The organism is Microbacterium schleiferi (assembly GCF_015565955.1).
GTDB lineage: Bacteria > Actinomycetota > Actinomycetes > Actinomycetales > Microbacteriaceae > Microbacterium > Microbacterium schleiferi_A.
The window spans coordinates 93,295-117,911 of sequence record NZ_CP064760.1 but is presented as its reverse complement, the minus strand read 5'-3'; the positions used below and the strand labels follow the sequence as shown (position 1 = coordinate 117,911).

The window sequence follows — 24,617 nt, the reverse complement described above, 5'->3', positions numbered from 1 at the left end:
GCCATGCCGATCGCGACATCCTTCACCATGACCCTGCCCACCTGGCTCGTCGACGAGGCAGATGAGCTGCCCGCTGTGCTGCCCACGCTCGAGGAGCGAATGGCGCTCGTGAATCGCCTCGCCGACCGCAACTGGCGCGAGGGCAACGGGGGTCCTTTCGCGGCGATCGTCGTGGATGACGCCACCGGCGAGCTCGTGTCGGCGGGCGTGAACGTCGTGCTCTCGACCGAAAAGTCGTCGGGGCACGCCGAGGTGATGGCGCTCGGCCTCGCGCAGCAGCGCCTCGGCCGCTGGGACCTCGGCGCTGATGGCGCGACCCTCTCGCTCGTCGTCAACTGGCGCCCGTGCGTGCAGTGCTACGGCGCGACGATGTGGAGCGGCGTGCGGTCGCTGGTCGTCGCCGGATCCGGCCCCGAGCTCGAGGAGCTCTCGGGGTTCGACGAGGGCCCGATGGTTGCTGACTGGGCCGAGCAGTTCGAGGCCCGCGGCATCCGGGTGACCCAGAATGTCGGCCGCGACGAGGCCCTGGAGGTCTACCGCGCCTACGGTTCCAGCGACGCCCTCGTCTACAACGCCCGGGGCGAGTGAGGTCCGGGGCACGGCCACTCCAGGCAGAAGCGTGCTGACGGGGATCTAGCCCCGCGCCGCCGCACGCACGGCCTCGACGGCGGCGGCCGGTGAGCCGTGGAACGCCGGGCCGTGTCCGGGCAGCACCCAGTCGACATCCAGCTCTGCGATGCGGTCGAGCGAGGCGAGGGCCTCAGCGGGCTCGTCGGTGAACGGCGCCGGTCCGGGCCCCGTGCGTCCGGTCAACACGTGACGCGTCGTGAGCGCGTCGCCCACGAAGACGGCGCGCACCTCGGGCGAGAAGACGGCGATGCTGCCCGGCGAGTGGCCGGGCGTTCCGATGACGTGCGGGCGTCCGGGAAGGTCGAGCGTGTCACCGTCGGCGATCTCGCGCACCTCGGTGAGCCAGTGCGGCCGCATGCCTTTGCGGATGCCGTAGGCGGCGAACTGCAGCAGGGGGCCGATCCGGGTCGGGCCCACGGGGTCTTGGGCTTGTCGCCACCGCGAGCGCGGTCGGCGTCGGCGGCGTGGACGAACACGGGGATGCCGCGCTCGGCGCGCAGGCGTTCGGCGAACCCGACGTGGTCGCTGTCACCGTGGGTGAGCACGATGCCGCGGATGTCGTCGGGGGAGCGCCCGAGGGCATCCAGCTCGCGCGTGAGGTCGCTGTACATGCCCGGAAGGCCAGCGTCGATGAGCGTGATGCCGTCGGGGGTGACGATGAGGTAGGCGGCGACGATGTCATTGCCGATGCGGTGGAGCGAGGGGAGAGTTTCACAGCGGGCCTTTCCCGAGGATAGCTACGAATGTTAGCCATGATAGCTTATGTTCGTAGCCTTGGAGGTTCGATGCCGACACCGGAGAGAACATCGCTCGACGAGATCGTCAGCGCGGCAGCGCGTCTGCTCGAAACCGGAGGTGTTACCGCGGTCACGATGCAGGCCGTCGCGCAGGACGTGGGCGTCAAAGCGCCCTCGCTCTATAAGCGCGTGCGGGATCGCGAAACACTGCTCGCGCTCGTCGGCGGTGCGGCCGCAGATGACCTCACGGGGCTGCTGGATGCGGCATCCGGGCGCATCGAAGACCTGCTGCTCGTCTTCCGCCGTTTCGCCCACGAGCGTCCCGAGGCCTTTCGGCTGCTGTTCAGCGCGACGGTGGATGCCGAGAAGCTCGCCGCCACGAGCGCGCCCGTCCTGCGCGCGACCACCGCGGCCGTCGGCCCGGAGCACGCACTCGACGCCGCGCGGCTGCTGACGGCGTGGGCTACCGGGTTCGTCACGATGGAGCTCGCCGGCGCCTTCCGCCTCGGCGGTGATCTCGACGACGCCTACGACTATGGCATCGCCCATCTCGTGGGCTCCCTCACCTCCGAGTAGCCACGCGGGGCGGATGCGGGCCGCGCCGTATCCTGGAGCCGTGTCCACTCCCGCTCGCACGTCCGCCGACGGGCCGAGTGCGGCATCCGATGAGACGCAGATCGGTGTCGGCATCGGGCGACAGGTGCGGCAAGCGCGCACCGAGAAGAAGCTGTCGATGCGGGCGCTCGCGTCGGCAGCCGAGATCAGCCAGCCGTTTCTGAGCCAGATCGAGTCGGGCCAGACGATGCCGTCGCTGCTGACCCTGTACCGGATCGCGAACGCCCTGGACATCTCGCCCTCCGCGCTCCTCCCCACTGACCCCGACCCGAGGTCGTCCACGTCTCGCGGGCAGCGGATGCCACGTGGGTGCCGGTCTCTGAGGCATCCGACACCGCCCACACCCGCGTCATCCACGCCGGTGAGACCTCGCTGCAGGAGTACGTCATCCGCCCCGGCGAGCAGGTCGGGGACTGGTTCGAGACGGATGGCGAAGTCATCCACTACGTCATCGAAGGCACCATCGCGCTCGAGATCGAAGGACTCGGGATCTGGGAACTCGGCGCCGGGGATGCCGTGGCGCATCCCGGTGCGCTGCGGAACCGGTGGCACCTTCGCGGGATGGGTCGGCCCGGGTCGCGTTCGTCTACACCGGCGGGGCGTAGGAGACTCTCGTCAGTTCCTTGCTCCTTTGTGCGAATCTTCCTGCATGGAGCTTGATGAGATCCGGCGTGCGGAAATCGAACTGCTGACATCAGCCGTGCGGCGCGACTCGGCACTCTTGGGTGAACTCTTGCATCCAGAGTTCGTCGAAGTCGGCCGCTCAGGGAGGTTGTGGTCGCGCGACGAGACGATCGCCGCGCTGGCTCATGAACCGGACCGCGACACTCCGGCTACGAGTGAGTGGGCCTTTCAGTCGGTGGCTCCTGGGTTCACCCTCGTCACCTACGTCATTTCGAGGCCAGAGGGCGACAGTCGCCATTCCTCTCTCTGGACCATGCGCGACGGAGAACTCCAGATCCGATTCCACCAAGGAACCTTCATCTCGCCCTCCGGCTAGGAGGCAGGCCGAGGCACCGGCTTGTGCGAAACGGCTGGCGGAAGTCATCCACCCGTCACCATCGAGCACCGACAGGGCGTCTACCACCCGCGTCGAGAGTGTCAACGATCAGATTGATCGACGAGCAAGAATCGTGCTGTGCGGCCGTGGCTGCGGCTGCGGGACGGACCGAGTATGCGTCTCGATGACCTCGAAGCCCGCCGCGGCAAGGCGTTCCCCCAAGGCATCGGGTGACCAATGCCAAGCACGGACAACGGCGTGGTCGAACGGCTCAACGTCGGCGCCGACGAAGAATCCGATAAGGAGCGCTCCGCCAGGCTCGAGAACGCGCGCGAACTCATCGAGTGCGCGGTGAATGGTGTCGGGATCGTGGTGGATCAGCGAGTACCAGGCGAGCACGCCGGCGACACTGCCATCTGCGAGAGGCAGCTCGTCGATGCTGCCTTCAAGGAAGGAGACGCCTTCGTGTGCGGCGCGAGCGTGTTCGAGGAACGCTGCGACCTGGTCGATACCAAGCACGCGGACGCCCTGCGCTGCGAGATGGCCCGCCCAGTGGCCCGGACCGCAGCCTGCATCGAGAACGAGGCCTTCGACCTGGGCCGACCACCCGGAAACCAGGTGCTCGTCCGAAGGATGCACGCTCTGCATCGAGCCGAGGAGCGCGATGTACTCATCGGCGCGGTCCGCGTACGCCGCCTGAACGTTCATGGCCATCGTCCAGATCCTAGGTCTCACCTGGTACCGCGGCGGTCGCGCGGGGCGCGACGCGGGTCGGTATCGCGCACACCGGCGTCAACCACTGCAAACGTTCCCCAAAATGGGGGCTGGAGCGTCGTGGTGAGAGACCGAGACTGCTTGCGCAGGCTTCAGTCGTACGTAGAAGCTGTACTTGAAGCGCGGAGTCTGAAGCTGACGACACCTGGGGAGGTCATTGATGGCGAGACGACGGGGGTTCTTCGCTGAGATTCAGCACCAGGCGCGGCTGGCCGAGCAGCGTCAACGCGCGGCCCAGCGCGCCTACGAAGCAGATCTGAGGCGAGCGCAGGCGGCGCAACGAAGCGCAGAACGAGCGCAGGTCGCCGCGGCGCGCGCGTCAGAGGCTGACAGGAAACGTCTCGAGAAGGAAGCAGCGGCTGCGTACGTCGCCGCCCGGCAGGCCGAGGCCTCCGCCCTCACGGAGGAGGTCGCACATCGCGTCGCCGAACTCGACGAGTTACTGAGTGCAACGCTCGCTGTCGACGACTTCGTCGATCTTGAGACTTTGCGGACGACGGCCGAGCATCCGCCCTTCCCTCACGTCGCGCTTCGGGTGCCAACCCGCGAACCGGCGCCAATCCCCGAGCCACCGCTGCCTGTCAAGCAGGAGCCAACGCCAGTCAAGGGGCTCTTCGGCCGTAAGCAGAAAGCCGCGGAAGCTGCGGCCGCAGCTGAGCAGCAGTACGCAACTGACTACTACGCGTGGAAGGACGCTACAGAGACCCTCCCGGCTCGACGAGCCGCGCAAGCCGCAGCCTACGAGGAAGCCGAACGCACCCGTCTCGCACAGCTTGCCGAGGCAACGGCTCAGTACGAGGAAGAGTGCGCGGAGCGCGAGAAGCAAGCCGCGGAGCAGAACGCGGAGCTTGATGAACTCATCAACGGACTCGCATACGGCACAGTCGAGGCCGTCCAGGAGTACGTAGGCATCGTTCTTGCGAATTCGGTCTACCCCGAGTGGTTCGAGGTTGAGCATCAAGCCAGCTTCGAGCCCTCAACGGCGGAACTAGGCCTCCGCGTCCGCATCCCAGGACCCGACATCGTTCCGACCGCGAAACACTACCGATACGTCAAGGCATCGGATGAGGTGTCGCCGGTGGCTGCTTCGCAGAAGGAACTCAAGGAGCGCTACGCGGCCATTGTCCACAACATTGCTCTTCGCTCCCTGCACGAGGTATTCGAGGCCGACAGGCGAGGGATCATCCGGAACATCTCTCTCGAGGTCGGCACGGAGACTACAAGTCCAGCGACGGGCCAGCTGACCTATGTCCCGTTCGTCGTCGCGACGGTCTCTCGAGACGGGTTCGCCGAACTGGACCTCACAGGCGTCGTTCCGGCTGCGACCCTTGAACACTTGGGGGCAGTCGTATCAAAGAACCCGATGGGGCTAGTGCCCGTCGCCACGACCGGCGTGCGCCGTGCGTGAGGTGTCCTGACGTGGAGTTCAATCCGCCTCCAGGTTGGCCGAAGCCACCAGCTGGGTGGGTTCCTCCCGCTGGATGGGAACCCGACCCGTCCTGGCCGGAGCCTCCCGCGGGATGGCAGCTATGGCTACCCGAGACGCCACCCCTCACCAATGACCCGGAGCGGAGCAATCTGTCGGTCTCTGATGAGCCGGAGCCCGATGCCGACGGCTCCGAGCAATCCGACCGCGAGCGCCTGGCAGCGCTCGACACCGAGGTTGCGGCCCTCAGAGCACGGCTTAGCGTCAATGCTGCCGAACCCTCACCGAGGGAGAGCGATCTCGACATTCTTCAAGATGTCGGCATCTACCGATACAACCACCCCCTCGACACAGCCGCCGCGTATAAGGAGCGCCTCGACGACATCTCTGCCGAGACACTGCAGTTCATAAAGTCAGGCAAGGCAATCGAGAAGTCTGAGCTGTTCACCTTCAACAACTCGCTCGCGCAGGGCAAGAAGCTGTCAGGCGACCTGTCGAAGCTGATGCTCAGGGCTTACAACGCCGAGGTCGACAACGCGCTGAGAGCGCTGCGCGCAGGGAATCTCGCGCGCGCGAAGCGCCGCGTCGAGGCCTCACGAGACGCGATCGCTCGGTTTGCGGCGCTCATGGAGATGGAGATCAGCCGGGAATATCACTCGCTCCGGATGCGCGAGCTTGAGCTTACGTCGGACTGGCTCATGAAGAAGCAGGAGGAGCGTGAAGCCGAGCGGGACCGCCGCGCCGAACTACGGGAGCAGGCGAAGGTCGAACAAGAACTCGCCGCTGAACGCGCACTCCTCGACAAGGAGCGAGCACACCTGGTGAACACGCTCGCCGCTTTGGCGAGGCAAGGTCAGACGAACGCTGAACTTGAGGCCCGCCTGCTCGAGATCGACGACGCGATTGCGTTCAACGACTTCCGCGCCGCGAACATCCGGGCCGGTTACGTGTATGTCATCTCCAACCCTGGCGCCTTCGGACCTGACGTCGTCAAGATCGGCCTCACCCGACGGCTCGAACCGAGAGACCGCATCGCCGAACTGAGCGGCGCAGCGGTGCCCTTCAAGTTCGAAGTGCACGCGCTCTTCTTCTCGGAAGACGCCGTGACTCTTGAGAACGAACTGCACCGGCACTTCAGCGACCGCGCACTCAACCGCATCAATGCGCGCAAGGAGTTCTTCTTTGCCTCGCCCTCCGAGGTGAGGGAGGTCCTCCTCGACAAAGTCGGCGACATCCTCGAGTTCAACGCTGAGGCTGAGGGCATCGAGTTCATGCAGTCGCTCGCAGAATGGCCCGAGCACGCTCAACAGTTGCGCTTGGGTCCGGCCGATGGAAAGCGGGCGCGGGGGGACCACCCCGTGCTTCCTTGACAGCGCGAGGTGCATACTGGTCATCCTGCTCGAAAGCGAAACTCGCGAGTTGCATTGTCAGCCGTTCTGCTCGACACGAAGTGCGTGATATCGAACGACGCTGGCACCACTCGGTATACGACTCCTCAGGATCGCGGATAAGGGACAGGATCTCGCGCCCTTGGCTGAGGCGCCATGCGCTAGCTATGGATTGAAGTCGAGGCACGATAGTCGGCCCCGGCCGTGATGACGACTCGGGCGATACAGGATGCAGAGGACCCCGCCCCGGGTGGATCTCGCGCTGAGGGCTCCCGAGGTCCGGGTCGTGGGGCGGCTACCAGTCCGCCTCACGACCCGACTCTCGAGCACCGGATACAACGTGGGCACCCGGCTTTGAAGCCGCCGGCGAACAAACGGGCATCATCGATGTCGGCTGACCCCGTACCATCACCTCCATGAGCAGAGTCGAATCCGAATCCGAGCCTCAGCTAGCGCCGCTCGCCGAATGGGCGATTCCGCTTCCTCCCGGTGGCACGATTCGGATCGATGCGTTCTCCGGTCACGCCGTCACCATTGTTGGCGCCAACGGGGCGGGCAAGTCCGCGCTCGCAACCTGGATGGTGGCACGTCGACCTGCGGGGACGGTCAAGCGGCTGATCGCCCACCGCAGAATTTGGTTCTCGTCATCGGGGCCCGAGATAAGCCCGGCTCAACGTGAGTCCCAGAGCAAGAACGCGGACATATGGGACCGCCAGAATGAGTCGAGATACCTGGACCACTTGGACGGTCAACGTGCGAGCATCGCGCTCTTCGACCTGCTCGGCATGATCAACGATCAGAATCGGCAGGCGGTTGAGCTCTATGACGACGGCAGCTCGACTGAGGTCGTGCGCAGCGTTACCGGCGAGCGCTTGCTTCCAAGGCTGAACCGAATACTCGCAAACGCTGGCCTGCACGTGGCTATGAGCGTGACGCCGGTACAAACCTTCTCGGCCCGTCATGCCGGTCTAGGTGTCGAGTATCCGATCTATCAGATGTCGGACGGCGAGAAGAGCGCTCTCCTACTCGCTGCGGAGGTGCTGACTGCTGCGAGGGGATGACGATCATCGTCGATGAACCCGAGCGCCACCTGCATCGCTCAATCTCCGCAGGGCTTGTGGAGGCGGTCATTGCGGCACGCCCTGATTGCGCCTTTGTGGTTCTCACTCACGATCTAGATCTTGCCGCGACACTCGCAGCGCGAGGTGACGTGTATTCCCTTTCTGGGTGCACTTGGAAGGAGAGCGCCGTTTTCTCCTGGGATTTGCGCGAAGTCCCCCGAGGAGAATCGCTACCGGAGGTGACGCGTCGTGCCCTCTTGGGTGGACGAAGAGAGGTCATGTTCATAGAGGGAGACGCGGCGAGCATCGATCTCTCGCTCTACCGTCTGCTCTTTCCAGAATGGACTTGCTCACCGGTCGGTGGATGCGAGGCCGTAATCAAGTCTGTGACTGGCATAAGGGCGAGCGAGGGCTTTCACTGGGTGCATGCCGTGGGCCTGGTTGACGGGGATGGCAGATCCCCGGAAGAGCGGGATTCGCTTTACAGGCGAGGCGTTCTCTCATTGCCGGTGAACGAGATAGAGAGCCTCTACTACCTTCCTGCCGTCGTCCAGTCAGTCGCACGGGCCCAGGCCGATCTGCTGGGGGAGTCCTCTGAGGCGCTTGCTAGTCGAGGGAAGGCCGCCTTCCTAAAGGCGCTGGGGGAAGCGGGGACGCTTGAGCGGCTGGCTCGAAAGATGGCCAGGGATGAGGTGAATCGCAAGCTGGCCGACCACATCCCTGGCGCGATCGGCGATGAGAACATCGAGATCTCGATTCCCTCGCCGTACCCGAAGGTCCTTTCCAATCTGCAGGAAATGCTTGCCAGACGCGACTACGAGGGCATGGTCAAGACGGTCTCTATCCGGGATAGCGCGGCGCGAGTGCTCACCGCGCGAGCCATGGAATTCGCGTCAATTGTCATGTACGAACGCGCAGCTCGGGCCCGGATCGCTGAGGACGATGATCTGCGTGCTGTCGTACGCGCCACGCTGGGGACGCTCCCGGTTTAGTCGTGCTGATTTCTGTGCGAGCGGCAACAGCGGGACTTCGGTCTGGGCCGTGAAGCCAATACGTTCAGAGGACCAAACGCGTAGCTCTGTCTAGGCGCGCCGGGGGTCAAATGGAGCATTGCGCTTCGGTCCCGACGCGCCCCGAAACACCCTCGAAACGTGATAGCCATGAGCTATCAATGATTGCCGTCTAGCATCGCGGTGTGACGAAGACTGACGACTTCACCCTGCGTCCGCGCGTGCAGGCGTTTCTGGCGTCGGGGCGCACGGATCTGCTGATCGACGGCGACTGGCTCCCGGCATCCGACGGCTCGACGTTCACCACGATCGACCCGGCCACCGGCACCGCCATCGCCGAGGTCGCCCGCGCCACCGCTCCCGATGTCGACAAGGCCGTCCGGGCCGCGAAGGGCGCGCTGCGCTCCTCGGCCTGGCGTGAGATGCGGCCCGCCGAGCGCGGCGCGCTGCTGTGGCGCATCGCCGATCTCATGACCGAACACCTCGACGACCTCGCGCAACTCGAGACGCTCGATCAGGGCAAGTCGCTGCGCACCTCGCGGTTCGGCGAGGTGCCCGCGGCCATCAACCAGTTCCGCTACTACGCAGGCTGGCCCACCAAGATCCTCGGCGACACCATCCCCACGTCACTCTCGCGCACCCCACCCGGCAAAGAGGTCTTCGCGTACACGCGCCGCGAACCAGTCGGCGTCGTCGGGGCGATCGTGCCCTGGAACTCGCCGCTCATCATGACGGCCATGAAGCTCGCCCCCGCCCTCGCGGCCGGCTGCACGATCGTGCTCAAACCCGCCGAGAACACGCCCCTCACCGCGATCTACCTCGGCCAGCTCCTGCAAGAAGCGGGCCTGCCCGACGGCGTCGTGAACATCGTGACCGGCTACGGCCACGATGCCGGGCAGGCCCTGGCGGAGCATCCGGATGTCGACAAGATCGCCTTCACCGGCTCGACCGCCGTCGGCAAGCGCCTCGTGCAATCCGCTGGCACGCGCCTTGCCCGTCTCACCCTCGAACTGGGAGGCAAGTCACCGTCGATCATCATGCCCGACGCCGACCTGCCCTCCGCGATCGAAGGCGTCTCGCGCGGCATCTTCGACAACGGCGGCCAGGTGTGCGTCGCGAGCGCCCGCATCTACGCGCACCGGGATGTCTACGAAGAGGTCATCGCCGGCATGGCCGCTACGGGAGAGGGCCTCGCGATGGGCCACGGCCTGGCCGCCGGCACCGACCTCGGGCCGCTCGTCAGCAAAGCGCAAACCGACCGCGTCGCCGGGTTCATCGACGAAGGACGTTCCGAGGGAGTTCGCGTCGTCAGCGGCGGCACGCGCTCCGGCGACACCTTCTATACGCCGACCGTCCTCACCGACGTCACCCCCGAGATGCGCCTCATGCGCGAAGAGATCTTCGGCCCCGTCGCGGTGGTGACCCCCTTCGACGACCTCGATGAGGTGGTCGGGTGGGCCAACGACTCGCCCTACGGGCTGGCCGCGAGCGTCTGGACCGAAGGCCTCAGCAACGGACACCGCATCGCCGCGCAGCTCGAAGCCGGCACCGTGTGGGTCAACTGCCACTCCTTCCTTGGCCCCGAACTGCCCAAGGGCGGCCACAAGGAGTCGGGCTGGGGCTACGAAAACGGCCCGCAGGGCCTCGAGAACTATCTAGAGACGAAGACGGTGGTGATGGTGCTGTGAGCGACAGGTCCCCGAAGCGCATCCTCTTGGGTGCGTTCGAAATGATGAACCCAACAACGGGATGCCGACCTGGACCGACCCGCGCGGCCGCGGCGACGACTGGGACAACCTCGACTACTGGCTGGGGCTCGCTCGCACGCTGGATGCCGCGGGCTTCGACTTCCTCTTCTTCGCCGACACCTACGGCTACGCCACCCTCGAGGGACGGATGCCCGACGAGGTCGCCGCCCACGGCATCCAGTTCCCCGCGCTTGACCCGATGCTCGCGATCCCGGCCCTCGCCCACGCGACCAGCCAGCTCGGGTTCGTCGTCACCTCGCCGACGACGGTCGAAAAGCCCTACGGCACGGCGCGCCGGTTCGCGACCCTCGACCGGTTCACCGCCGGCCGCATCGGCTGGAACGTCGTGACCGGCAGCTCGCAGGCCACCACCGACGAGCTGTTCGGGGTCACGCAGAAGCTCTCGCACGACGAGCGCTATGACGCGGCCGACGAGTTTCTCGACACGTGCCTGCGGTTCTGGGAGCACTCCTGGGACGAGGATGCCGAACGCCGCGACCGCACCGCGGGCGTCTATGCCGATCCGAGCATGCTGCACCGGGTCGAGGTCGACGGCACCTACCAGCGGGCCCGCGGCATCTTCGCGGTGCCCCCGACGCCGCAGCGCACACCCGTGCTGTTTCAGGCCGGAACCTCCGACCGCGGCCGCGCCTACGCCGCCCGCAACGCCGAAGCCGTCTTCATCCAGGGCCAGACGATCGCGACCGCCGCAGCCCACGTCGCCGACATCCGCGCCCAGGCCGTCGCGCAGGGTCGGAACCCCGACGACGTCAAGGTGATCACCGGCATGACGGTCACCGTCGCGCCCACCGAGACCGAGGCCCGCGCCCTGCGCGCCGAGTACGAGGCCGTGTTGGGGCTGGATGACGCGGCGGTCATGTTCGCCGGCATCACGGGCATCGACCTCACCGGCATTGACCCCGACACCCGTGTCGCGGACCTCAAGACCGACCTCGGGCAGACGCTCATCAACCGGTACGCACGGACCGATCCCGACATCCGGGTGCGCGCCGTGCTCGACCAGTTCCGCACGAAGGCGATCCGCGGCTTCCAGATCACCGGCTCGCCCGAGCAGGTCGCCGACGAGATCATCGCGACCGTCGACGGATCCGGCATCGACGGCATCATGCTCGAGCCGACCTTCGGCGGACCCGGCGCCTACGAGGCGTTCATCGAACTCGTGCTGCCGATCCTCATCGAGCGCGGACGCGCGGGAACCCCGGATGGCGCGACCCTGCGCGAACGCTTCTCGGGCTCGCCGCGCCTCGCCCCCACCCACCGCGCGCACCGACTGACCGCGAGCGCCGCGGATGCGTCACCCGAGGCATCCGTCACCGCGCCCGCCCTCGCCGCGTCATGACCCCCACCCGCCCCCGCTCCGCTGTCACACACTGCACTTCACGGCGCCCGAACGCCGCGTTCTGTGACAGCGGAGCGGTAAGCCCCACGTCGAACGGGCACCGCCACCACGAAGGAGCCACCGTATGAAAGCCGAAGCCGTCGAGGCGGTGATCCGCGGCCTCAAACGCGCCGGGGTCTCCGTGGCGACCTACCTGCCCGACTCGCTCCTGAAGGAGCTCTATCCCGCGCTGGATGCCGACCCCGACATCCGCACCATCCCCGTCACCAACGAGGGCGAGGGCGCCGCGATCGCCGGCGGCGTGTTCCTCTCAGGCAAGCGCGCCGTGCTCGTCATGGAGAACTCGGGCCTGCGCGCCGCGACCGAACACCTCGCGCGCCTGGGCCTGGGTGCCGGCATCCCCGTCGTCATGATCATGAGCTACCGCGGCGAACTCGGCGAGAACAACTGGTGGGCGATTCCGCACGGCATCACGATGGAGCCACTCCTCGGGGCCCTCCGCACCCCGTACCGCATCGTGCGCGAGGTCGACGAAGTCGAACAGGCCGTCGTGGATGCCTACGAAACCGCCTACTCGTCGTACTACCACGCCGCCGTCGTCCTGGGAGGAGGGCTCGTCCGATGAGCTACAGCAGATTCGAGGCCATGGAGCTTCTCGGCAAGCGCCTCACCGAGGACGCTCTCGTCATCCTTTCCCTCGGCGGCGCCGTCGACGAGTGGTACAACGCGGCCCCGCACATGCGCGAGGCAAGCCTGTTCCAGCAGCAACTCGGATGCGTCAGCGGCGAAGCGTTTGGACTCGCGGTCGGCCTGCCCCACCGCCAGATCGTCTCGCTCGACACCGACGGCGGACTGCTGTTCAACCTCGGCATCCTCGCCACCCTCGGCAATGAACAGCCCGAGAACCTCTTCATCGTCGTGTGGGACAACGAGCAGTACCAGTCCATCGGCGGCCCCGCGACCCACACGGCCAAGGGACGCGTCGACCTCGCCGCCATCGCCCGCGGTGCCGGCGTCGAGAAGGCCTTCACGGCCGAGACTCTCGAAGAGTTCGACGCGCACTGCGCCGCGGGCCTGGCCGCATCCGAGCCCTACATCGTCGTCGCGAAGACCGACGGCATCCTGCAGCCGGGCATCAAGCGCAAGCACTCCGACGGCCGCGAAGACAAGTACATCTTCGTGCGGCACGTCGAGAAGATCGAGGGCACCACGATCATGGGCCCCAGCGAGCACAACTGATGGGCGTGGTCCGCGTCCCGGCGGCGCACTACGACCTGATCGTCGTCGGCGCCGGGGCTGCCGGATGCGTCCTCGCGGCGCGCCTGAGTGAGAACCCCGACGCGCGCGTGCTGCTGATCGAAGCGGGGCCGGATCATCGCGGCATCCGGGAGATCCTGGAGGCCGCGCACTGGGACGCGCTCATCGGCGGACGGTTCGACTACGGCTACCGGTCGGCTCCGACCCCGCACGTGCTGGGGCGGTCGATCGCGATGCCCCGCGGCAGGGTTCTCGGGGAAGCTCGAGTACGAACGCGATGCTCTGGTACCGGGGCGCGCGCGCCGACTACGACGCGTGGGCGGATGCCGGCGCCACCGGCTGGGGCTACGACGACCTGCTGCCCTACTTCCGTCGATCCGAGGCGCGGCCGGGCGGCGACCCGGAATACCGGGGCCTCGACGGGCCGGTCCGCGTCGCGCCGCTCTCGCGCGTGCATCCGATCGCGACCGCGCTCCTGGATGCTGCCGCCGCCCGCGGGCTGCCGGTGCTCGATGACGCCAACGGCCCCTCGAACGAAGGCGCGGTGCTCGCCGACTACAACGCGGTGGAGGGTCCCGGCGGATCGTTCGAACGATGGAGCACCGCCCGCGCCTACCTCGAACCGGCGCTGGGGCGACCGAACCTCGACATCCTCGTGGACAGCTCCGTTCACCGCCTCGACTTCACCGGCACTCGCGTCACCGGTGTCACGCACCTCATCGACGGACGCGAAGCGACCACCACTGCGGACCGCGTCGTGCTCGCCGCCGGCGCCATGGATACCCCGCGACTGCTGCAGCTGTCGGGGATCGGCGATGCCGACCGGTTGGCTGGTGTCGGCATCCGTGCCCGGCACGACCTGCCGGGCGTCGGCGAGAACTTCCAAGACCACCCGCTCGTGCTCGGGGTGAACTTCCGTGCCCGCGACGGGCTCGGACCGGTCATCGGCAACGGCGGCGGGACGATGCTCAACTGGCGGAGCTCCTACGCGGAACGCGGGCCCGACCTGCACACTGTCATCGCGCACGGCTCCCGCGGCGACGAGGCGCTGCACGCCCGCTACGACCTCGGCGGCGATCGGATGTTCGCCCTCGTGCCAGGGCTCTACGGCTCCCGCTCGATCGGGTGGGTGCGGGTGCAATCGGCCGACCCGACGGTGCCGCCGGAGTTTCAACCGAACTACCTCGCCGACCCGAAAGACCTCGTCGCGATGGTCGAGGCCATGGATGTCGCACAAGAGCTCGTCGCGGGTCCCGCGTACGCCGACCTGCATCCGGAACCGCTCACTCCGCCGCCCGCGATGACCGATCGCGCCGAACGCGTGCAGTTCGTGCGCGAGAACGTCGGGAGCTTCTTCCACGGCGTCGGCACCGCGCGCATCGGTACGGACGAGCTCGCTGTCGTTGACCCGACCCTGCGGGTGCGAGGGCTGGAGGGGCTCTGGGTCGCGGATGCCTCGGTCATGCCGATCATTCCGACTGCGAACACGCAAGCCCCGACCGTCGCGATCGCCGAGCGCGCCGCCGAGCTCATCGCCGCTGACTGACCACCGACGTTCGGCCAAGCCGCGCACCCAGCGGTCGGCGCTACGCCCCTCGTGCGCGAGCGCACACTCCGCGAAACACCGAGGCGCTACCGTTCCTTCATGATCCCGATCGAGAACCTTCTGGCGTTCATGCTCACGTCGTTTGTGATCATCGTCATTCCGGGGCCGAGCGTGCTGTTCGTCATCGGCCGCGCTATCGCGCTCGGCCGTCGCGCTGGCATTCTCAGCGTCGTCGGAAACGCCCTCGGCACACTTCCCGCGCTCATCGCGGTGGCAGCCGGCGTCGGTGTGATCATCGCGTCATCGGTCGTCGCGTTCACCGTCATCAAGATCGCCGGGGCGCTCTATCTCGTCTACCTGGGCGTGCAGGCGATCCGCCATCGCCACGCACACATCCCCGGCATCCAGCAGCGACCCACGCGAACCCGCAGACTCCTCGCTGAGGGCTTCATCGTCGGGCTCACCAACCCGAAGACGATCGCGTTCTTCGTGGCAGTGCTCCCGCAGTTCGTCGACCCCGCGGCAGGACCGGTCTGGGCTCAGCTCCTTCTCCTCGGACTCATCTTCGAAGCGATCGCCCTCGCATCCGACAGCATCTGGGCGCTCGCGGCCGGCACGGCACGCGCATGGTTCGCGCGCTCCCCTCGTCGCATCTCGACCCTGTCGGCAACGGGCGGCGTGATGATGATCGGCCTGGGCGGCGCGCTCGCGCTCACCGGATCGAAGTCCTGACCACCGGTCGATCAGTCAGGCGGGCGAAGTCCGAGGTCGTCGCAGGTGACGCCGGCGGTCTGGGGGAAGACGGCAAGCGTGTCATCGCGCTGCACGCACGCGAACAGATCTGGCACCGGATACGCCTGACCATCGTTCGGAGGCGGGCCATCGAGGTCGGCGCCGAGCAGCCCGACACTCCAGACCGACGCGCACAGATCGGTCGCCCGCGCGACCCTGTCGCCGTCGTCCGCCGACGGGTCACCCACCTGCTGCACGACACTGTCGAGGGATGCCGCCTCGAAACAGGATGCCGAGTTCTGGCGCAGCTCCGTCGAGGCAAGCACCAGGAGCGTCCCCGCGGTCGTCGCGGCAACGAGAACCCCCGCGCCCAGGAAGACCCCGACCTTCCTTCGCGCCCGGGACCGCGCCCGTAAGCGCTCTACGTCACGCAGGAGTGTCGTCCGCATGCGGTCGAAGTCCGGCTCCGTTGCCGTCACCGCACCCTCCGCTCTGCCTCGATATCCACCACGCGGCGGACGGCCTCACGATAGCTGAGGCCCTCGTCAGCGCAGAGCCGGAACACCTCCCGATCTGCCCACATGAAGGTCGAGACGATTCGCTCGACCTCACGCCATCCGGCTGACCGGCAACCGTGGGCGCCGGGATCCGAGCCCCCACCTCCCGCGCTCGCGCTCTTCTTTCGGCGTTGCCGGTCGCCGCGCGAGAGGTCCCGCGCCAGAGAGTCGGCGGTGATCACCAGCCACGGCAGGCAGGAGGTGCCCGCGAGCTTGATGCGCCGGGCTTTGCGCCAGAGCACCAAGAAGACATCGTGGGTGACGTCCACGGCGACGGGCTGCGCTCCCAGGCGGTCGGTGACGACGCCGTACACGGCGCGCACGTGTCGCTCATGCAGCGCGCTCAGCGCCGAGTCATCACCCGCCCGCAGCCGATCGAGAAGGGCAGTGTCATGGCGGGGGTAGTCCCCTGTCGGGTGTCGCCCCGGGCTGCGGAACGTCTGCGTGGAATCACCCACCCGACACTCCCTTCGACGCGTACCTGCCAAACGCGTCCCATTCTGCCCTGGGAGCGGTTCCTACGCGGACTCGGTCACCGGCTCGAGCACGGCATCCAGCGCCGCGAATGCGGCTCGGAACTCGGCACGCAGGCGGGCCTTCTGCTCGTCGTCGCAGAAGGAAGCGTCGATGCCGTTCAGCGAGATCTGCTTGGCCTCGTCGGCACTCACGCCCATCAGCCGCAGCCCGTCGGTGTACTCGCGGCCGATATCGGTGCGGAAGAACATCGCGTCGTCGGTCGACACGTTCACCGCGAGCCCGGCGTCGATCATGCGGCGGATGCGGTGAGCGGCATCGATCTGCCAGCCGGAGCAGATCGTCGTCGACAGCGGCGTCGCGGCGAAACCGATGCCCCGTTCGCGGGCCAGCTCCACGATCGCGGGGTCGTCGACGATGCGGTATCCGTGGTCGAGCCGGTCGCAGCCGAGTTCCTCGATGGCGACACGGACGGCATCCGGGATCGCGTGGTCGGTCTCACCTACATGGGCCGTCAGGAGGAACCCGTGCTCCCGCGCGAGCGCGTAGGCCTCAACGAACCGACCCGGGTCCTCCGTGTTCTCGGGCGTCAGATCATCCTGGCCAAGCCCAACGACCTCGGGACGCGGATGCGCGATCATCTCGCGCACGAGCGAGACCGCCTCGGCTGCACCGGCCCGGCGATTGATCGCGACGACGACGCGAAACCCCACGCCGAAGTCACGCTCGGCGCGTGCGAGCCCCGCAATGATCGGATCGATCACGTCGGGGTACGACAGACCGCGGTCGGCGAAGTACTGCGGGTTGACGTAGTACTCGCGGTACCGCAGGTTCCCCTCCGCGACGGCGGCGGCGACCCCGTCGTAGGCGACCCGTTCGAAGTCCGACGGCTCGCGCAGCACATCATGCGCGTAACGGAATGCGACCAGAAAGTCGACCAGATCGGCGAAGTCGAACAGCTCCTCCGGATCGGTCGTCGGCAACTCCACGCCGTACTTGGCGGCCAGCTCGATGAACAGCTCGGCACTCATCGTCGACGCGAAGTGACAGTGCAGCTCGGTCTTCGGCAGCAGACGCAAGTAGTCGACGTACGAGATCACGCGTTCGCCCCTCCTGGAGCTTGGGGCGCCGTGCGCCCGGGAACCTGTTTCACCACGAGCAGCCGGTACGGATTCCCGTCAGCCGACCACCATCGGTGCGTGGTGCCGCCCGTGTAGTAGACGGATGCTCCGGGATCGAGGTCGCACGTCTGGTCGCCCAGTTCGATACGCACGCGCCCCTCGATCACATAGAGGAACTCGTCCTCCGCGTGAACGAAGGGTTCACCCGGCTCGAGGCTGTCAGAGACGACCTCGAGGGGGTGGAAGGTGCGCGCGCGCTGGGCCAGCATCCGCGCCGTTCCCGAGGCGAAACCCTCGGGGATCTCCCCCTCACCGGGGCGGCTGACCTCGACGAAGGACCCCGACTCGTCGGGCTCGTCCGTCGCGGCGATGAGCTCGATCGGGCTGGTCTCCAGCGCGAGCGCGATGCGCCGCAGCGACCCCAGGCTCGGCTGCGCGAGCCCCCGTTCGAGCTGACTGAGGAACGGATGCGAGAGTTCGGTGCGCTCGGCCAGTTGCACGAGTGTCAGCCCGCGCGTCTTGCGCAGCATCCGGATGTGGCTTCCCAGCCGAGCGCCTGCGGCACGCTCGTCGAGACCGTCGGGCACGCTCATGCGCCCGAGCGTACCCCTCCCGCGCGGGCGTACTCGTCGACCTGCGCGAGGTAGGCGGACCGGCGCGCGGGCGTGAGCCACGAGGCATGGAACGAGTTTCGGGCAAGCTCTGCGAGGTCGGATGCCGAGAGCCCTGCCTGCTCGGCCAGCGCGACATAGTTGTCAGCGACGTAGCCGCCGAAGTACGCCGGGTCGTCGGAGTTGATGGTCACTCGCACGCCGGAACGCAGCAGCGACACGATCTCGTCGGATTTCATCTGCTCGGTGACGAACGAGTTCGACACGGGGCAGCAGGTGAGCCCGATGCCGCGCTCGAGCACGGTGGCGACGAGTTCGGGATCTTCGACGATGTTGGTGCCGTGGTCGATGCGGTCGACACCAAACTCCAGCGCCTGACGGATGTGATCGATCGAGCCGGGTTGGTCGATGTCGCAGTGCATCGTGACCAGGAACCCTTCGGCGCGCGCCCTCTCGAACACGGCAGCGAACTTCGTCGGCGGGTTGTCGCGCTCGTCGGAGTCGAGCCCCACCCCGACGATCCAGTGCCGATAGGGCAGCGCCTCAAGCAGCGTCGACATCGCGTGTTCGGCCGAGAGGTCGCGCAGAAAGCACAGGATCAGTTCCGCCGAAATCCCCAGCTCAGCCTGAGCCCGCACGATCGCCCGACGATAGCCACCGACCACTGTCGCGAAGGGGACGCCCCGACCGGTGTGAGCCTGCGGATCGAAGAACAGCTCGGCGTGGACGACGCCCTGCTCCTTCGCCCGAAGCAGGTACGCCCAGGCGAGATCGTGGAAGTCATCGGCGGTCTGCAACACAGACATCGCCGGGTAGTACACGGCGAGAAAGCTCGTCAGGTCGGTGAAGTCGTATGCCGCCTTCACCTCCGCGACATCGCTGTAGGGCAGCGGCAGGCCGTTGCGCTGCGCGAGCGTGAACATCATCTCGGGCTCGAGCGTGCCCTCCAGGTGCAGGTGAAGCTCGGCCTTCGGAAGCCCGCGGGCAAAGCTCGCCAGCTCGGTCGGTGCCATCGGGCGATCACACGCCCTTCTGGGGGTGCATCGCCATGCGCGCCAGCACGACATCCTCGACGATCTGGATGAGGTTGTAGAGCACGAGTGATGCGCCAGTGACGGCGACGACGGATGCCCAGAGTGCCGCGAACTGCGCCTGCGGGATGTATCCGCCGATCGACCCTCCGATGCCGCCGCCGACAGCGAGCCATTCGGCCAGCAGCGCTCCGGTGATCGCGCCGGGAACGGAGATGCGAACTGCCGCGAAGAACGCGGGAAGCGAGGAGGGGAAGGCGACCTTGCGGAGCTTGGTGAGAGCCCCGCCGCCGTACACATCGACGAGGTCGTTCATCTGGGGCGGTGCGGACTTGAGTCCGAACGAGATGTTCACGAGCGCCGGGAAGAGCACGACGATCCCGCCGATGACGGCGACGGTCCAGAAGTCGCGACCGAAGATCAGGATGATGACCGGCGCCATGGCGATCAGCGGCACCGACCGCAGGAGCATAGCCACCGGCATCAGGGCGTGTTCGATGCCCTTGTTCAACTCGAACGCGAGGGCGGCAAGGAGAGCGACGACCAGGCCCGCGACGAAGCCGATCGCGGCATCGCCCAGGGTGACCATGAGGTTGCCGAGGAGCATCGTACGGTTGGCCTCGGCAGCCGGAACGATGAACAGCCAGTTCCAGACGTCGATGGGTCCCTTGGCGATCAAGGGCGAGAGCTGAAGCGCCCACAGCAGGCCCACCCAGATCACCAGAACGGCGACGATGGTGAGCACAAGGGTGAGCGTCGACCAGCCGAGCGCCCGAAGCACGGCCCGGCTGGACTGGGCGCGCAGCTTCTGGCTGAGCGCGTTCATCTCCGCGAACTGCGTGGTTCCGGTCGCGACGGAGGGTGTCTGCAGAGCCATCGTCACCGTCCCTTCGACCAGGGGGCGATCGCCTTGGCGATCCACCCGACGAGCGCGAAACCGAGAAGGGCGACACCGCCAGAAAGAAGCGCGAGCGCCCACACCTGCGGCCCGTTCGAGGCCTGCTGCGCGAGGATCATCGCCAGGCCCACACCGACCTCGATCTTGCCGAAGAACTCTCCCAGCACGGCCCCGAGGAAGGCTGCCGGAACAGCGATCTGCAGCGCGCTGAGCGTTGCGGGAAGCGCCGCGATCAGTCGCACCTTCATGAGCTGGGTGAATTTCGAGCCACCGTAGACGGTCACCAGGTCAAGGCTCGACTTGTCTGCGGACTTGAGGCCGAGAAGCGCTCCAACGACAGTCGTGAAGAACACCGACAGGGCAGCCAGGAGGATGGCGGTGCCACTCGGCTCGCCCACCTTGGGGGGCGTGATGACGACGACCGCGAGCATGCCGATCGCAACGATCGGGATGCAGTAGGTGAGGATCGCGAGTTGCATCGCGACTCCCTCCAGCCGAGGCACGAGCAGCACGAATCCCGACAGCAGAAGCGCAAGGCCGTTGCCCCAGAGATAGCCGATGCCCGCCTCGGCGAGGGTGACGGCGAAGTTGTTCAGGTAGTACTGCGGACCCGTCTCGACCATGATCTGGATGACCTGGAACGGCGTGGGGATTGCGCTGGCACCGGAGGGCCCGACGTTGGAGAAGACCGTAGCTGCCAGGATCCACCACAGCAGGACGATGCCGATGCCGCCGATGACGCCGATGAGCCACGGGGGAAGACGGAAGTCCTCCCACTCGATCGCGCGCCCGCGCGTGGGGTTCTCAGTGGTCATCCGCCGCTGCTCCCCGGCACCGAACAGCAACTCGGATGCCTGGTCGACGTACGCGTGGAACTCGGGGGTCCGCATCATCTCGGGGGTCCGCGGACGAGGAAGGTCAATGGTCATGACCTCCTTGACCCGGCCGGGGCGCGGGCTCATCACGGCCACCTGGTCGGAGAGGAAGATCGCCTCCGAGATGCCGTGGGTCACGAGCAGCGTGGTCGCCGGCTTCTCCGTCCAGATGCGCAGCAGCTCGAGGTTGAGCTTCTGCCGGGTCATGTCATCAAGAGCGCCGAAGGGCTCATCGAAGAGCAGCACCTCGGGCTTCATGATCAGCGACCGGGCGATCGAGACGCGCTGGCGCATCCCGCCCGACAGCTGTGCGGGCTTGGCCTTCTCGAAACCCTTGAGGCCGACCAGGGCGATCATCTCGTCGACGTAGGCCTTGTCGACGGACGCTCCCGCGATCTCGAAGGGGAGACGGATGTTGGACAGGACGCTGCGCCAGGGCAGCAGCGCCGAGTCCTGGAACGCGATGCCGAGCTTGTTCTCCTTGCGGAGTTCCTTCGGGCTCTTGCCGTCCACGCGGGTCGTGCCGCTGGTGGGCTGTTCCAGGCCCGCGAGGATGCGCAGGATCGTCGACTTTCCGCATCCTGACGGACCGAGGAGGGACAGGAAGGTCCCCTGCTCGGTATGAAGATTGGCGTCTTGGAGCGCCGTGACGGACTTTCTTCCCGTCGTGAAGACCTTGTTCAGTCCGGAGATCTGCAGGCCGGTGCCCAGGGACTCGCCCTGGGCACCGGTCTCTACAGAGCCCGTCGTGAGTACAGAACCGGATGCGGTGGGTTCGGTCACGATGGATTCTCCTTGTGTGTTTCTGATCAGCCCGCGTAGGCGACCAGGTCGGGGTTTTCGTCGTAGACCTCTTCGAGCAGCGACAGGTCGAACAGGTCGGCTGCCGTGAGCTCGATGCCGGCACCGGCGAGGCTCGCGAGGGTCGCTTCCTGCAGTTCCGGTGTGATCCAGAAGAGACCGAACTCCTCGGTGTCGGCCGAGACGACGAGCTCCTCGGACTGCGCGATCGAGCCGGCGATCGAGTTCTCCGGGTTCAGGTCGAGGTCGGCGCCGTAGACCTCGTAGGCCAGGCGTGCTCCCTCTTCGGGGTCGTTGACCGCGTCAGTCCAGCCCTTGATCTCGGCAACCAGGTACGCCTTGAGCTTCTCGCGGTCGTTCGCGATCATGTCGTCGGTCGTCGTGATCGTCTCGGCCACGAACGGCAGACCGTTGTCAGCGAACGGCAGGTTCGCGACGTCGAAGCCGGCTGCGGCGACGGTGATGGACTCGTTGGTGAGGTACGCCATGAAGCCGTCGACCTCGCCGTTGGTCAGCGGTGCCGGGTCGTACTGCACGGGCACGATCTCGAGTTCGGACTCCTCGATGCCGTTGGCTGCCAGCAGCGCCTTGAACAGGGCGGTGTTGGAGTCCTGCACACCGATCTTCTTGCCCTTGAGGTCTTCGGGCGTCGTGATGTTGCCGCCGTCTGCCAGCGAGAGGATCGTGAACGGGTTCTTCTGGTAGACCGAACCGATGATCTTCAGCGGCGCGCCTTCGGCTGCCACGACCGAGCCGATCGAGACCGCGTCGGAGAACGCGACATCAGCCGTTCCCGAGATGAGCTCGGCAGCACCGGTCGTCGGACCCGGCGTGAGGGTGACCTCGTCGAAGCCGGCCTCGGTGTAGTAGCCGTTCTCCATGGCGAAGAAGTCGCCGGCGAACTCTTCGTTCTTGATCCAGCTGAGCTGAACGGCGAGGCTGCCGAAGCCCTCCATGGCTTCGCCACTGGTGGATTCGGCCGGGGTGGATTCGCCACCGCTGGCGCAGGCGCTCAGCGCGAGCGCCGACACGGCGACGGCGGCGACGGTCATGGCAGACCGGCGCACGATTCGAGAGGAAAGAGATGTCATGGTTGCTGCGTCTCCTGATTGCGGGTGAATGGGACACTCGGTGACGCACGACTGCGGGACTCGTCGGTTCGTCGAGTCCGACGCTACGAGATGTAGATTTCATGAACACTCGCCGGACTGTTTCGTCCGCGTTACCGAATTGCCGGATGCGTCGATAGACGCCGTCTCGGCGAACGGCGCGCCGGACTCAGCGCGGCTGTCGCGCGGAGGAGACGATCGTGCGGGCGCTGGGCGCGCACGCGATGCCCTCGTCGGCGCCCGGCCGACGCTCCGGCTCCTCAGGACTTGTCAGCGCCGGATGCACCGGACCCGTCGCGTCCCGCAACGGTCCGCCACGGCCGCCGGATCGCACCATGACGATCTCGGCAAGGATCGACAGAGCCGTCTGTTCGGGAGTGCGTCCGCCGAGCGCCAGCCCGATCGGGGAGCGCAGTCGCTCGGTCTCGGCATCCGTCACGCCCGCCTCCGCAAGCCGGCGAGCGCGGTCATCGTGCGTGCGTCGGCTGCCCATCGCGCCGACATACCCGGCCGGGCTGCGCAACGCCAGCGCCAGCGCCGGCACGTCGAACCGGGGGTCGTGGGTGAGGACGCAGATCGCGGTGCGCTCATCGATCGGGGTGTGCGCGAGGTAGTCGTTCGGCCAGGCGTGGACGATCTCGTGAGCGCCGGGGAAGCGCGCCGGCGTCGCGAAGGCATCACGCGGGTCGCAGACAGTGACCTCGAAACCGGATGCCGCGCCGAGCCTCGTCAGGGCCACCGAGAACTCGACGGCGCCGATGATGATCAGCCGCGGAGCGTGCGGGAAGGGCAGGCCGAGGATCTCGATCGCGTCGACGTCAGTCCCGTAGCGCAGGGTGAGGGCGTGAGCGTCAGTGCGGAGGCGCTCGAGATCGGAGGCGAGGGCTGCGCGGATGCCGGGATCGGTGAGCGCCAGGGCGTGGTCGGCCGGCGGGTCGACATCCTCGCCCTCACGAGCGAACAGGAGGGCACCACTGGCGGATCCGGCGGTGACGACACCGAGGGAGCAGGGCTCGCGGCGCAGGATCGCGGCGTGCAGGTCGCTGATCGCGGAGGCCGCTGGCGTGCCGGGGAGGACGGGGAGCACGAGCACCTCGATGATGCCGCCGCAGCTGAGTCCCGCCTCGAAGGCGGTCTCATCCGAGATGCCGTAGCGGACGCGGGTCGCCTCTCCCGTGTCGATCGACCGGAGGCACAGACCGTGCACGTCGCCGTCGACGCAGCCGGCCGAGACGTTTCCGAAGACGACGCCCTCGGCATCCACGATCATCGCCGCGCCGAGTTCGCGGGGCGAGCTCGCCTGCGACGACACGAGCACCGCGAGCGCGAACCGTCGCTCCTGGGCGACCCAGGTCGCTGCCGGATCGACGATCTCTCGCATGCGCACCTCCCGGGCTCCTGCCTATCATCCGGGTGTTTCTTCGAGATTGCGACAGCACGCTGCCCATCGCCAGGCGGCCGGATGTCGCGGGCGCGGCGTAGCCTCGGGGCGTGGACCGCACCGTGCTGACCGAGCGCCTGCGCGCGCTGGATGATCAGCTCGCACGGTTGGACGCGGATGCCGCGTCGTTGCGCGCCGATCGCGCGGACGCGACGGCCGACGATGAGCACGACCCCGAGGGATCGACGCTGTCGGGCGAGTGGCAGCGGGTCGAGGCGCTCCGGGGCGCGGCGCTGCGCGACCGTGCGGCGGTCAGTGACGCGTTGGACCGCATCGACGCTGGCACGTACGGCATCTGCATTCGGTGCGGGCAGCCGATCCCGGCCGCCCGGCTGGAGGTCGTGCCGACGGCGACGATGTGCGTGCCCTGCGCCTCGCGCTAACCTGCGCCTCGATCTAACCCGGACACCCGGCT

General features: G+C 67.2%; 26 protein-coding genes and 3 pseudogenes. 17 read left to right on the top strand and 12 right to left on the bottom strand.

What is annotated here, in order from left to right:
• Positions 1–3: 3 nt before the first annotated feature.
• The gene (locus IT882_RS00580) at positions 4–588 is read left to right on the top strand and encodes a nucleoside deaminase (RefSeq protein WP_195692730.1); all 585 of its coding nucleotides are present in this window, start codon (positions 4–6) and stop codon (positions 586–588) included.
• A 45-nt stretch (positions 589–633) separates the two neighbouring features.
• On the opposite strand, the gene IT882_RS00575 is transcribed toward IT882_RS00580, so the two are convergent.
• Together IT882_RS00575 and IT882_RS16830 are read right to left on the bottom strand one after the other, a co-directional pair.
• Positions 634–1,047 (bottom strand): MBL fold metallo-hydrolase, encoded by a 414-nt coding sequence (locus IT882_RS00575; RefSeq protein ID WP_267490536.1) that lies wholly within the window; start codon positions 1,045–1,047, stop codon positions 634–636.
• 65 nt (positions 1,048–1,112) lie between these two features.
• A pseudogene (locus IT882_RS16830) lies at positions 1,113–1,262 on the bottom strand (MBL fold metallo-hydrolase); the annotation flags it as partial.
• Between the two features lie 153 nt (positions 1,263–1,415).
• Between IT882_RS16830 and IT882_RS00570 the strand changes: the two are divergent.
• The 4 genes and pseudogenes from IT882_RS00570 to IT882_RS16130 all read left to right on the top strand — a co-directional run bounded on the left by IT882_RS00570 (position 1,416) and on the right by IT882_RS16130 (position 2,982).
• Complete coding sequence (locus IT882_RS00570; RefSeq protein ID WP_195692729.1) at positions 1,416–1,943, top strand: TetR/AcrR family transcriptional regulator; 528 nt, start codon at positions 1,416–1,418, stop codon at positions 1,941–1,943.
• Positions 1,903–2,238, top strand: a pseudogene (locus IT882_RS17220) (helix-turn-helix domain-containing protein); the annotation flags it as partial. The gene IT882_RS00570 and the pseudogene IT882_RS17220, both read left to right, overlap by 41 nt.
• Before the next feature lie 53 nt (positions 2,239–2,291).
• Positions 2,292–2,642: a hypothetical protein gene (locus tag IT882_RS16135; RefSeq protein ID WP_229382203.1), complete on the top strand. Its 351-nt coding sequence runs from the start codon at positions 2,292–2,294 to the stop codon at positions 2,640–2,642.
• Positions 2,632–2,982 (top strand): DUF4440 domain-containing protein, encoded by a 351-nt coding sequence (locus tag IT882_RS16130; RefSeq protein ID WP_229382202.1) that lies wholly within the window; start codon positions 2,632–2,634, stop codon positions 2,980–2,982. Before IT882_RS16135 ends, IT882_RS16130 begins: the two co-directional genes overlap by 11 nt.
• Positions 2,983–3,090: 108 nt before the next feature.
• Here IT882_RS16130 and IT882_RS00560 read toward each other — a convergent pair whose 3' ends face one another.
• A complete protein-coding gene (locus IT882_RS00560; protein WP_195692727.1) occupies positions 3,091–3,696 on the bottom strand; it encodes a class I SAM-dependent methyltransferase in 606 nt (201 codons plus the stop codon).
• A 220-nt stretch (positions 3,697–3,916) separates the two neighbouring features.
• Here IT882_RS00560 and IT882_RS00555 point away from each other — a divergent pair, with 220 nt between their 5' ends.
• The 11 genes and pseudogenes from IT882_RS00555 (at position 3,917) to IT882_RS00510 (ending at position 15,284) form a co-directional block, all read left to right on the top strand.
• On the top strand, positions 3,917–5,164 hold the full coding sequence (locus IT882_RS00555) for a hypothetical protein (protein ID WP_195692726.1): 1,248 nt from the start codon (positions 3,917–3,919) through the stop codon (positions 5,162–5,164).
• 11 nt (positions 5,165–5,175) lie between these two features.
• The gene (locus tag IT882_RS00550; RefSeq protein WP_195692725.1) at positions 5,176–6,552 is read left to right on the top strand and encodes a DUF4041 domain-containing protein; all 1,377 of its coding nucleotides are present in this window, start codon (positions 5,176–5,178) and stop codon (positions 6,550–6,552) included.
• A gap of 434 nt (positions 6,553–6,986) precedes the next feature.
• Entirely contained in the window at positions 6,987–7,631 is a 645-nt protein-coding gene (locus IT882_RS00545) for an ATP-binding cassette domain-containing protein (protein WP_195692724.1), read from the top strand.
• Entirely contained in the window at positions 7,628–8,623 is a 996-nt protein-coding gene (locus IT882_RS00540) for a hypothetical protein (RefSeq protein ID WP_195692723.1), read from the top strand. Before IT882_RS00545 ends, IT882_RS00540 begins: the two co-directional genes overlap by 4 nt.
• A 203-nt stretch (positions 8,624–8,826) precedes the next feature.
• The gene (locus IT882_RS00535; RefSeq protein ID WP_229382201.1) at positions 8,827–10,329 is read left to right on the top strand and encodes an aldehyde dehydrogenase family protein; all 1,503 of its coding nucleotides are present in this window, start codon (positions 8,827–8,829) and stop codon (positions 10,327–10,329) included.
• Between the two features lie 61 nt (positions 10,330–10,390).
• A complete protein-coding gene (locus IT882_RS00530; protein ID WP_195692722.1) occupies positions 10,391–11,749 on the top strand; it encodes an NtaA/DmoA family FMN-dependent monooxygenase in 1,359 nt (452 codons plus the stop codon).
• A 124-nt stretch (positions 11,750–11,873) separates the two neighbouring features.
• Positions 11,874–12,374 carry a thiamine pyrophosphate-binding protein gene (locus IT882_RS00525; RefSeq protein ID WP_195692721.1) on the top strand — a complete coding sequence of 167 codons (501 nt, stop codon included), beginning with the start codon at positions 11,874–11,876 and terminating at the stop codon, positions 12,372–12,374.
• Positions 12,371–12,988 (top strand): thiamine pyrophosphate-dependent enzyme, encoded by a 618-nt coding sequence (locus IT882_RS00520; protein WP_195692720.1) that lies wholly within the window; start codon positions 12,371–12,373, stop codon positions 12,986–12,988. Before IT882_RS00525 ends, IT882_RS00520 begins: the two co-directional genes overlap by 4 nt.
• Positions 12,988–13,113: pseudogene (locus IT882_RS17215) on the top strand (NAD(P)-binding protein); the annotation flags it as partial. The gene IT882_RS00520 and the pseudogene IT882_RS17215, both read left to right, overlap by 1 nt.
• A gap of 44 nt (positions 13,114–13,157) precedes the next feature.
• Entirely contained in the window at positions 13,158–14,552 is a 1,395-nt protein-coding gene (locus tag IT882_RS17015; RefSeq protein WP_324253955.1) for a GMC family oxidoreductase, read from the top strand.
• Between the two features lie 99 nt (positions 14,553–14,651).
• Positions 14,652–15,284: a LysE family translocator gene (locus IT882_RS00510; protein ID WP_195692718.1), complete on the top strand. Its 633-nt coding sequence runs from the start codon at positions 14,652–14,654 to the stop codon at positions 15,282–15,284.
• Positions 15,285–15,295: 11 nt separating this feature from the next.
• Here the strand turns inward: IT882_RS00510 and IT882_RS00505 are convergent, their stop codons facing one another.
• The 9 genes from IT882_RS00505 to IT882_RS00465 all read right to left on the bottom strand — a co-directional run bounded on the left by IT882_RS00505 (position 15,296) and on the right by IT882_RS00465 (position 24,142).
• A complete protein-coding gene (locus IT882_RS00505; protein ID WP_195692717.1) occupies positions 15,296–15,763 on the bottom strand; it encodes a hypothetical protein in 468 nt (155 codons plus the stop codon).
• Positions 15,760–16,299, bottom strand: a complete 540-nt coding sequence (locus IT882_RS00500; protein WP_195692716.1) for an RNA polymerase sigma factor — start codon at positions 16,297–16,299, stop codon at positions 15,760–15,762. The genes IT882_RS00505 and IT882_RS00500 overlap by 4 nt, the downstream gene beginning before the upstream one ends.
• Before the next feature lie 60 nt (positions 16,300–16,359).
• Positions 16,360–17,415, bottom strand: coding sequence for an adenosine deaminase (gene add, locus IT882_RS00495; protein WP_195692715.1), 1,056 nt, complete (start codon positions 17,413–17,415; stop codon positions 16,360–16,362).
• Positions 17,412–18,029: a helix-turn-helix domain-containing protein gene (locus IT882_RS00490; protein WP_195692714.1), complete on the bottom strand. Its 618-nt coding sequence runs from the start codon at positions 18,027–18,029 to the stop codon at positions 17,412–17,414. Before IT882_RS00490 ends, add begins: the two co-directional genes overlap by 4 nt.
• On the bottom strand, positions 18,026–19,060 hold the full coding sequence (locus IT882_RS00485) for an adenosine deaminase (protein WP_195692713.1): 1,035 nt from the start codon (positions 19,058–19,060) through the stop codon (positions 18,026–18,028). The genes IT882_RS00490 and IT882_RS00485 overlap by 4 nt, the downstream gene beginning before the upstream one ends.
• Before the next feature lie 7 nt (positions 19,061–19,067).
• On the bottom strand, positions 19,068–19,955 hold the full coding sequence (locus IT882_RS00480) for an ABC transporter permease (protein ID WP_229382200.1): 888 nt from the start codon (positions 19,953–19,955) through the stop codon (positions 19,068–19,070).
• 2 nt (positions 19,956–19,957) lie between these two features.
• Complete coding sequence (locus tag IT882_RS00475) at positions 19,958–21,634, bottom strand: ATP-binding cassette domain-containing protein (protein ID WP_195692712.1); 1,677 nt, start codon at positions 21,632–21,634, stop codon at positions 19,958–19,960.
• Between the two features lie 26 nt (positions 21,635–21,660).
• Positions 21,661–22,743 (bottom strand): ABC transporter substrate-binding protein, encoded by a 1,083-nt coding sequence (locus IT882_RS00470; protein ID WP_195692711.1) that lies wholly within the window; start codon positions 22,741–22,743, stop codon positions 21,661–21,663.
• A 187-nt stretch (positions 22,744–22,930) separates the two neighbouring features.
• Positions 22,931–24,142, bottom strand: a complete 1,212-nt coding sequence (locus tag IT882_RS00465) for an XdhC family protein (protein WP_195692710.1) — start codon at positions 24,140–24,142, stop codon at positions 22,931–22,933.
• Positions 24,143–24,252: 110 nt separating this feature from the next.
• On the opposite strand from IT882_RS00465, the gene IT882_RS00460 reads away from it, so the two are divergent.
• The gene (locus IT882_RS00460) at positions 24,253–24,585 is read left to right on the top strand and encodes a TraR/DksA family transcriptional regulator (protein ID WP_195692709.1); all 333 of its coding nucleotides are present in this window, start codon (positions 24,253–24,255) and stop codon (positions 24,583–24,585) included.
• Positions 24,586–24,617 lie beyond the last annotated feature (32 nt).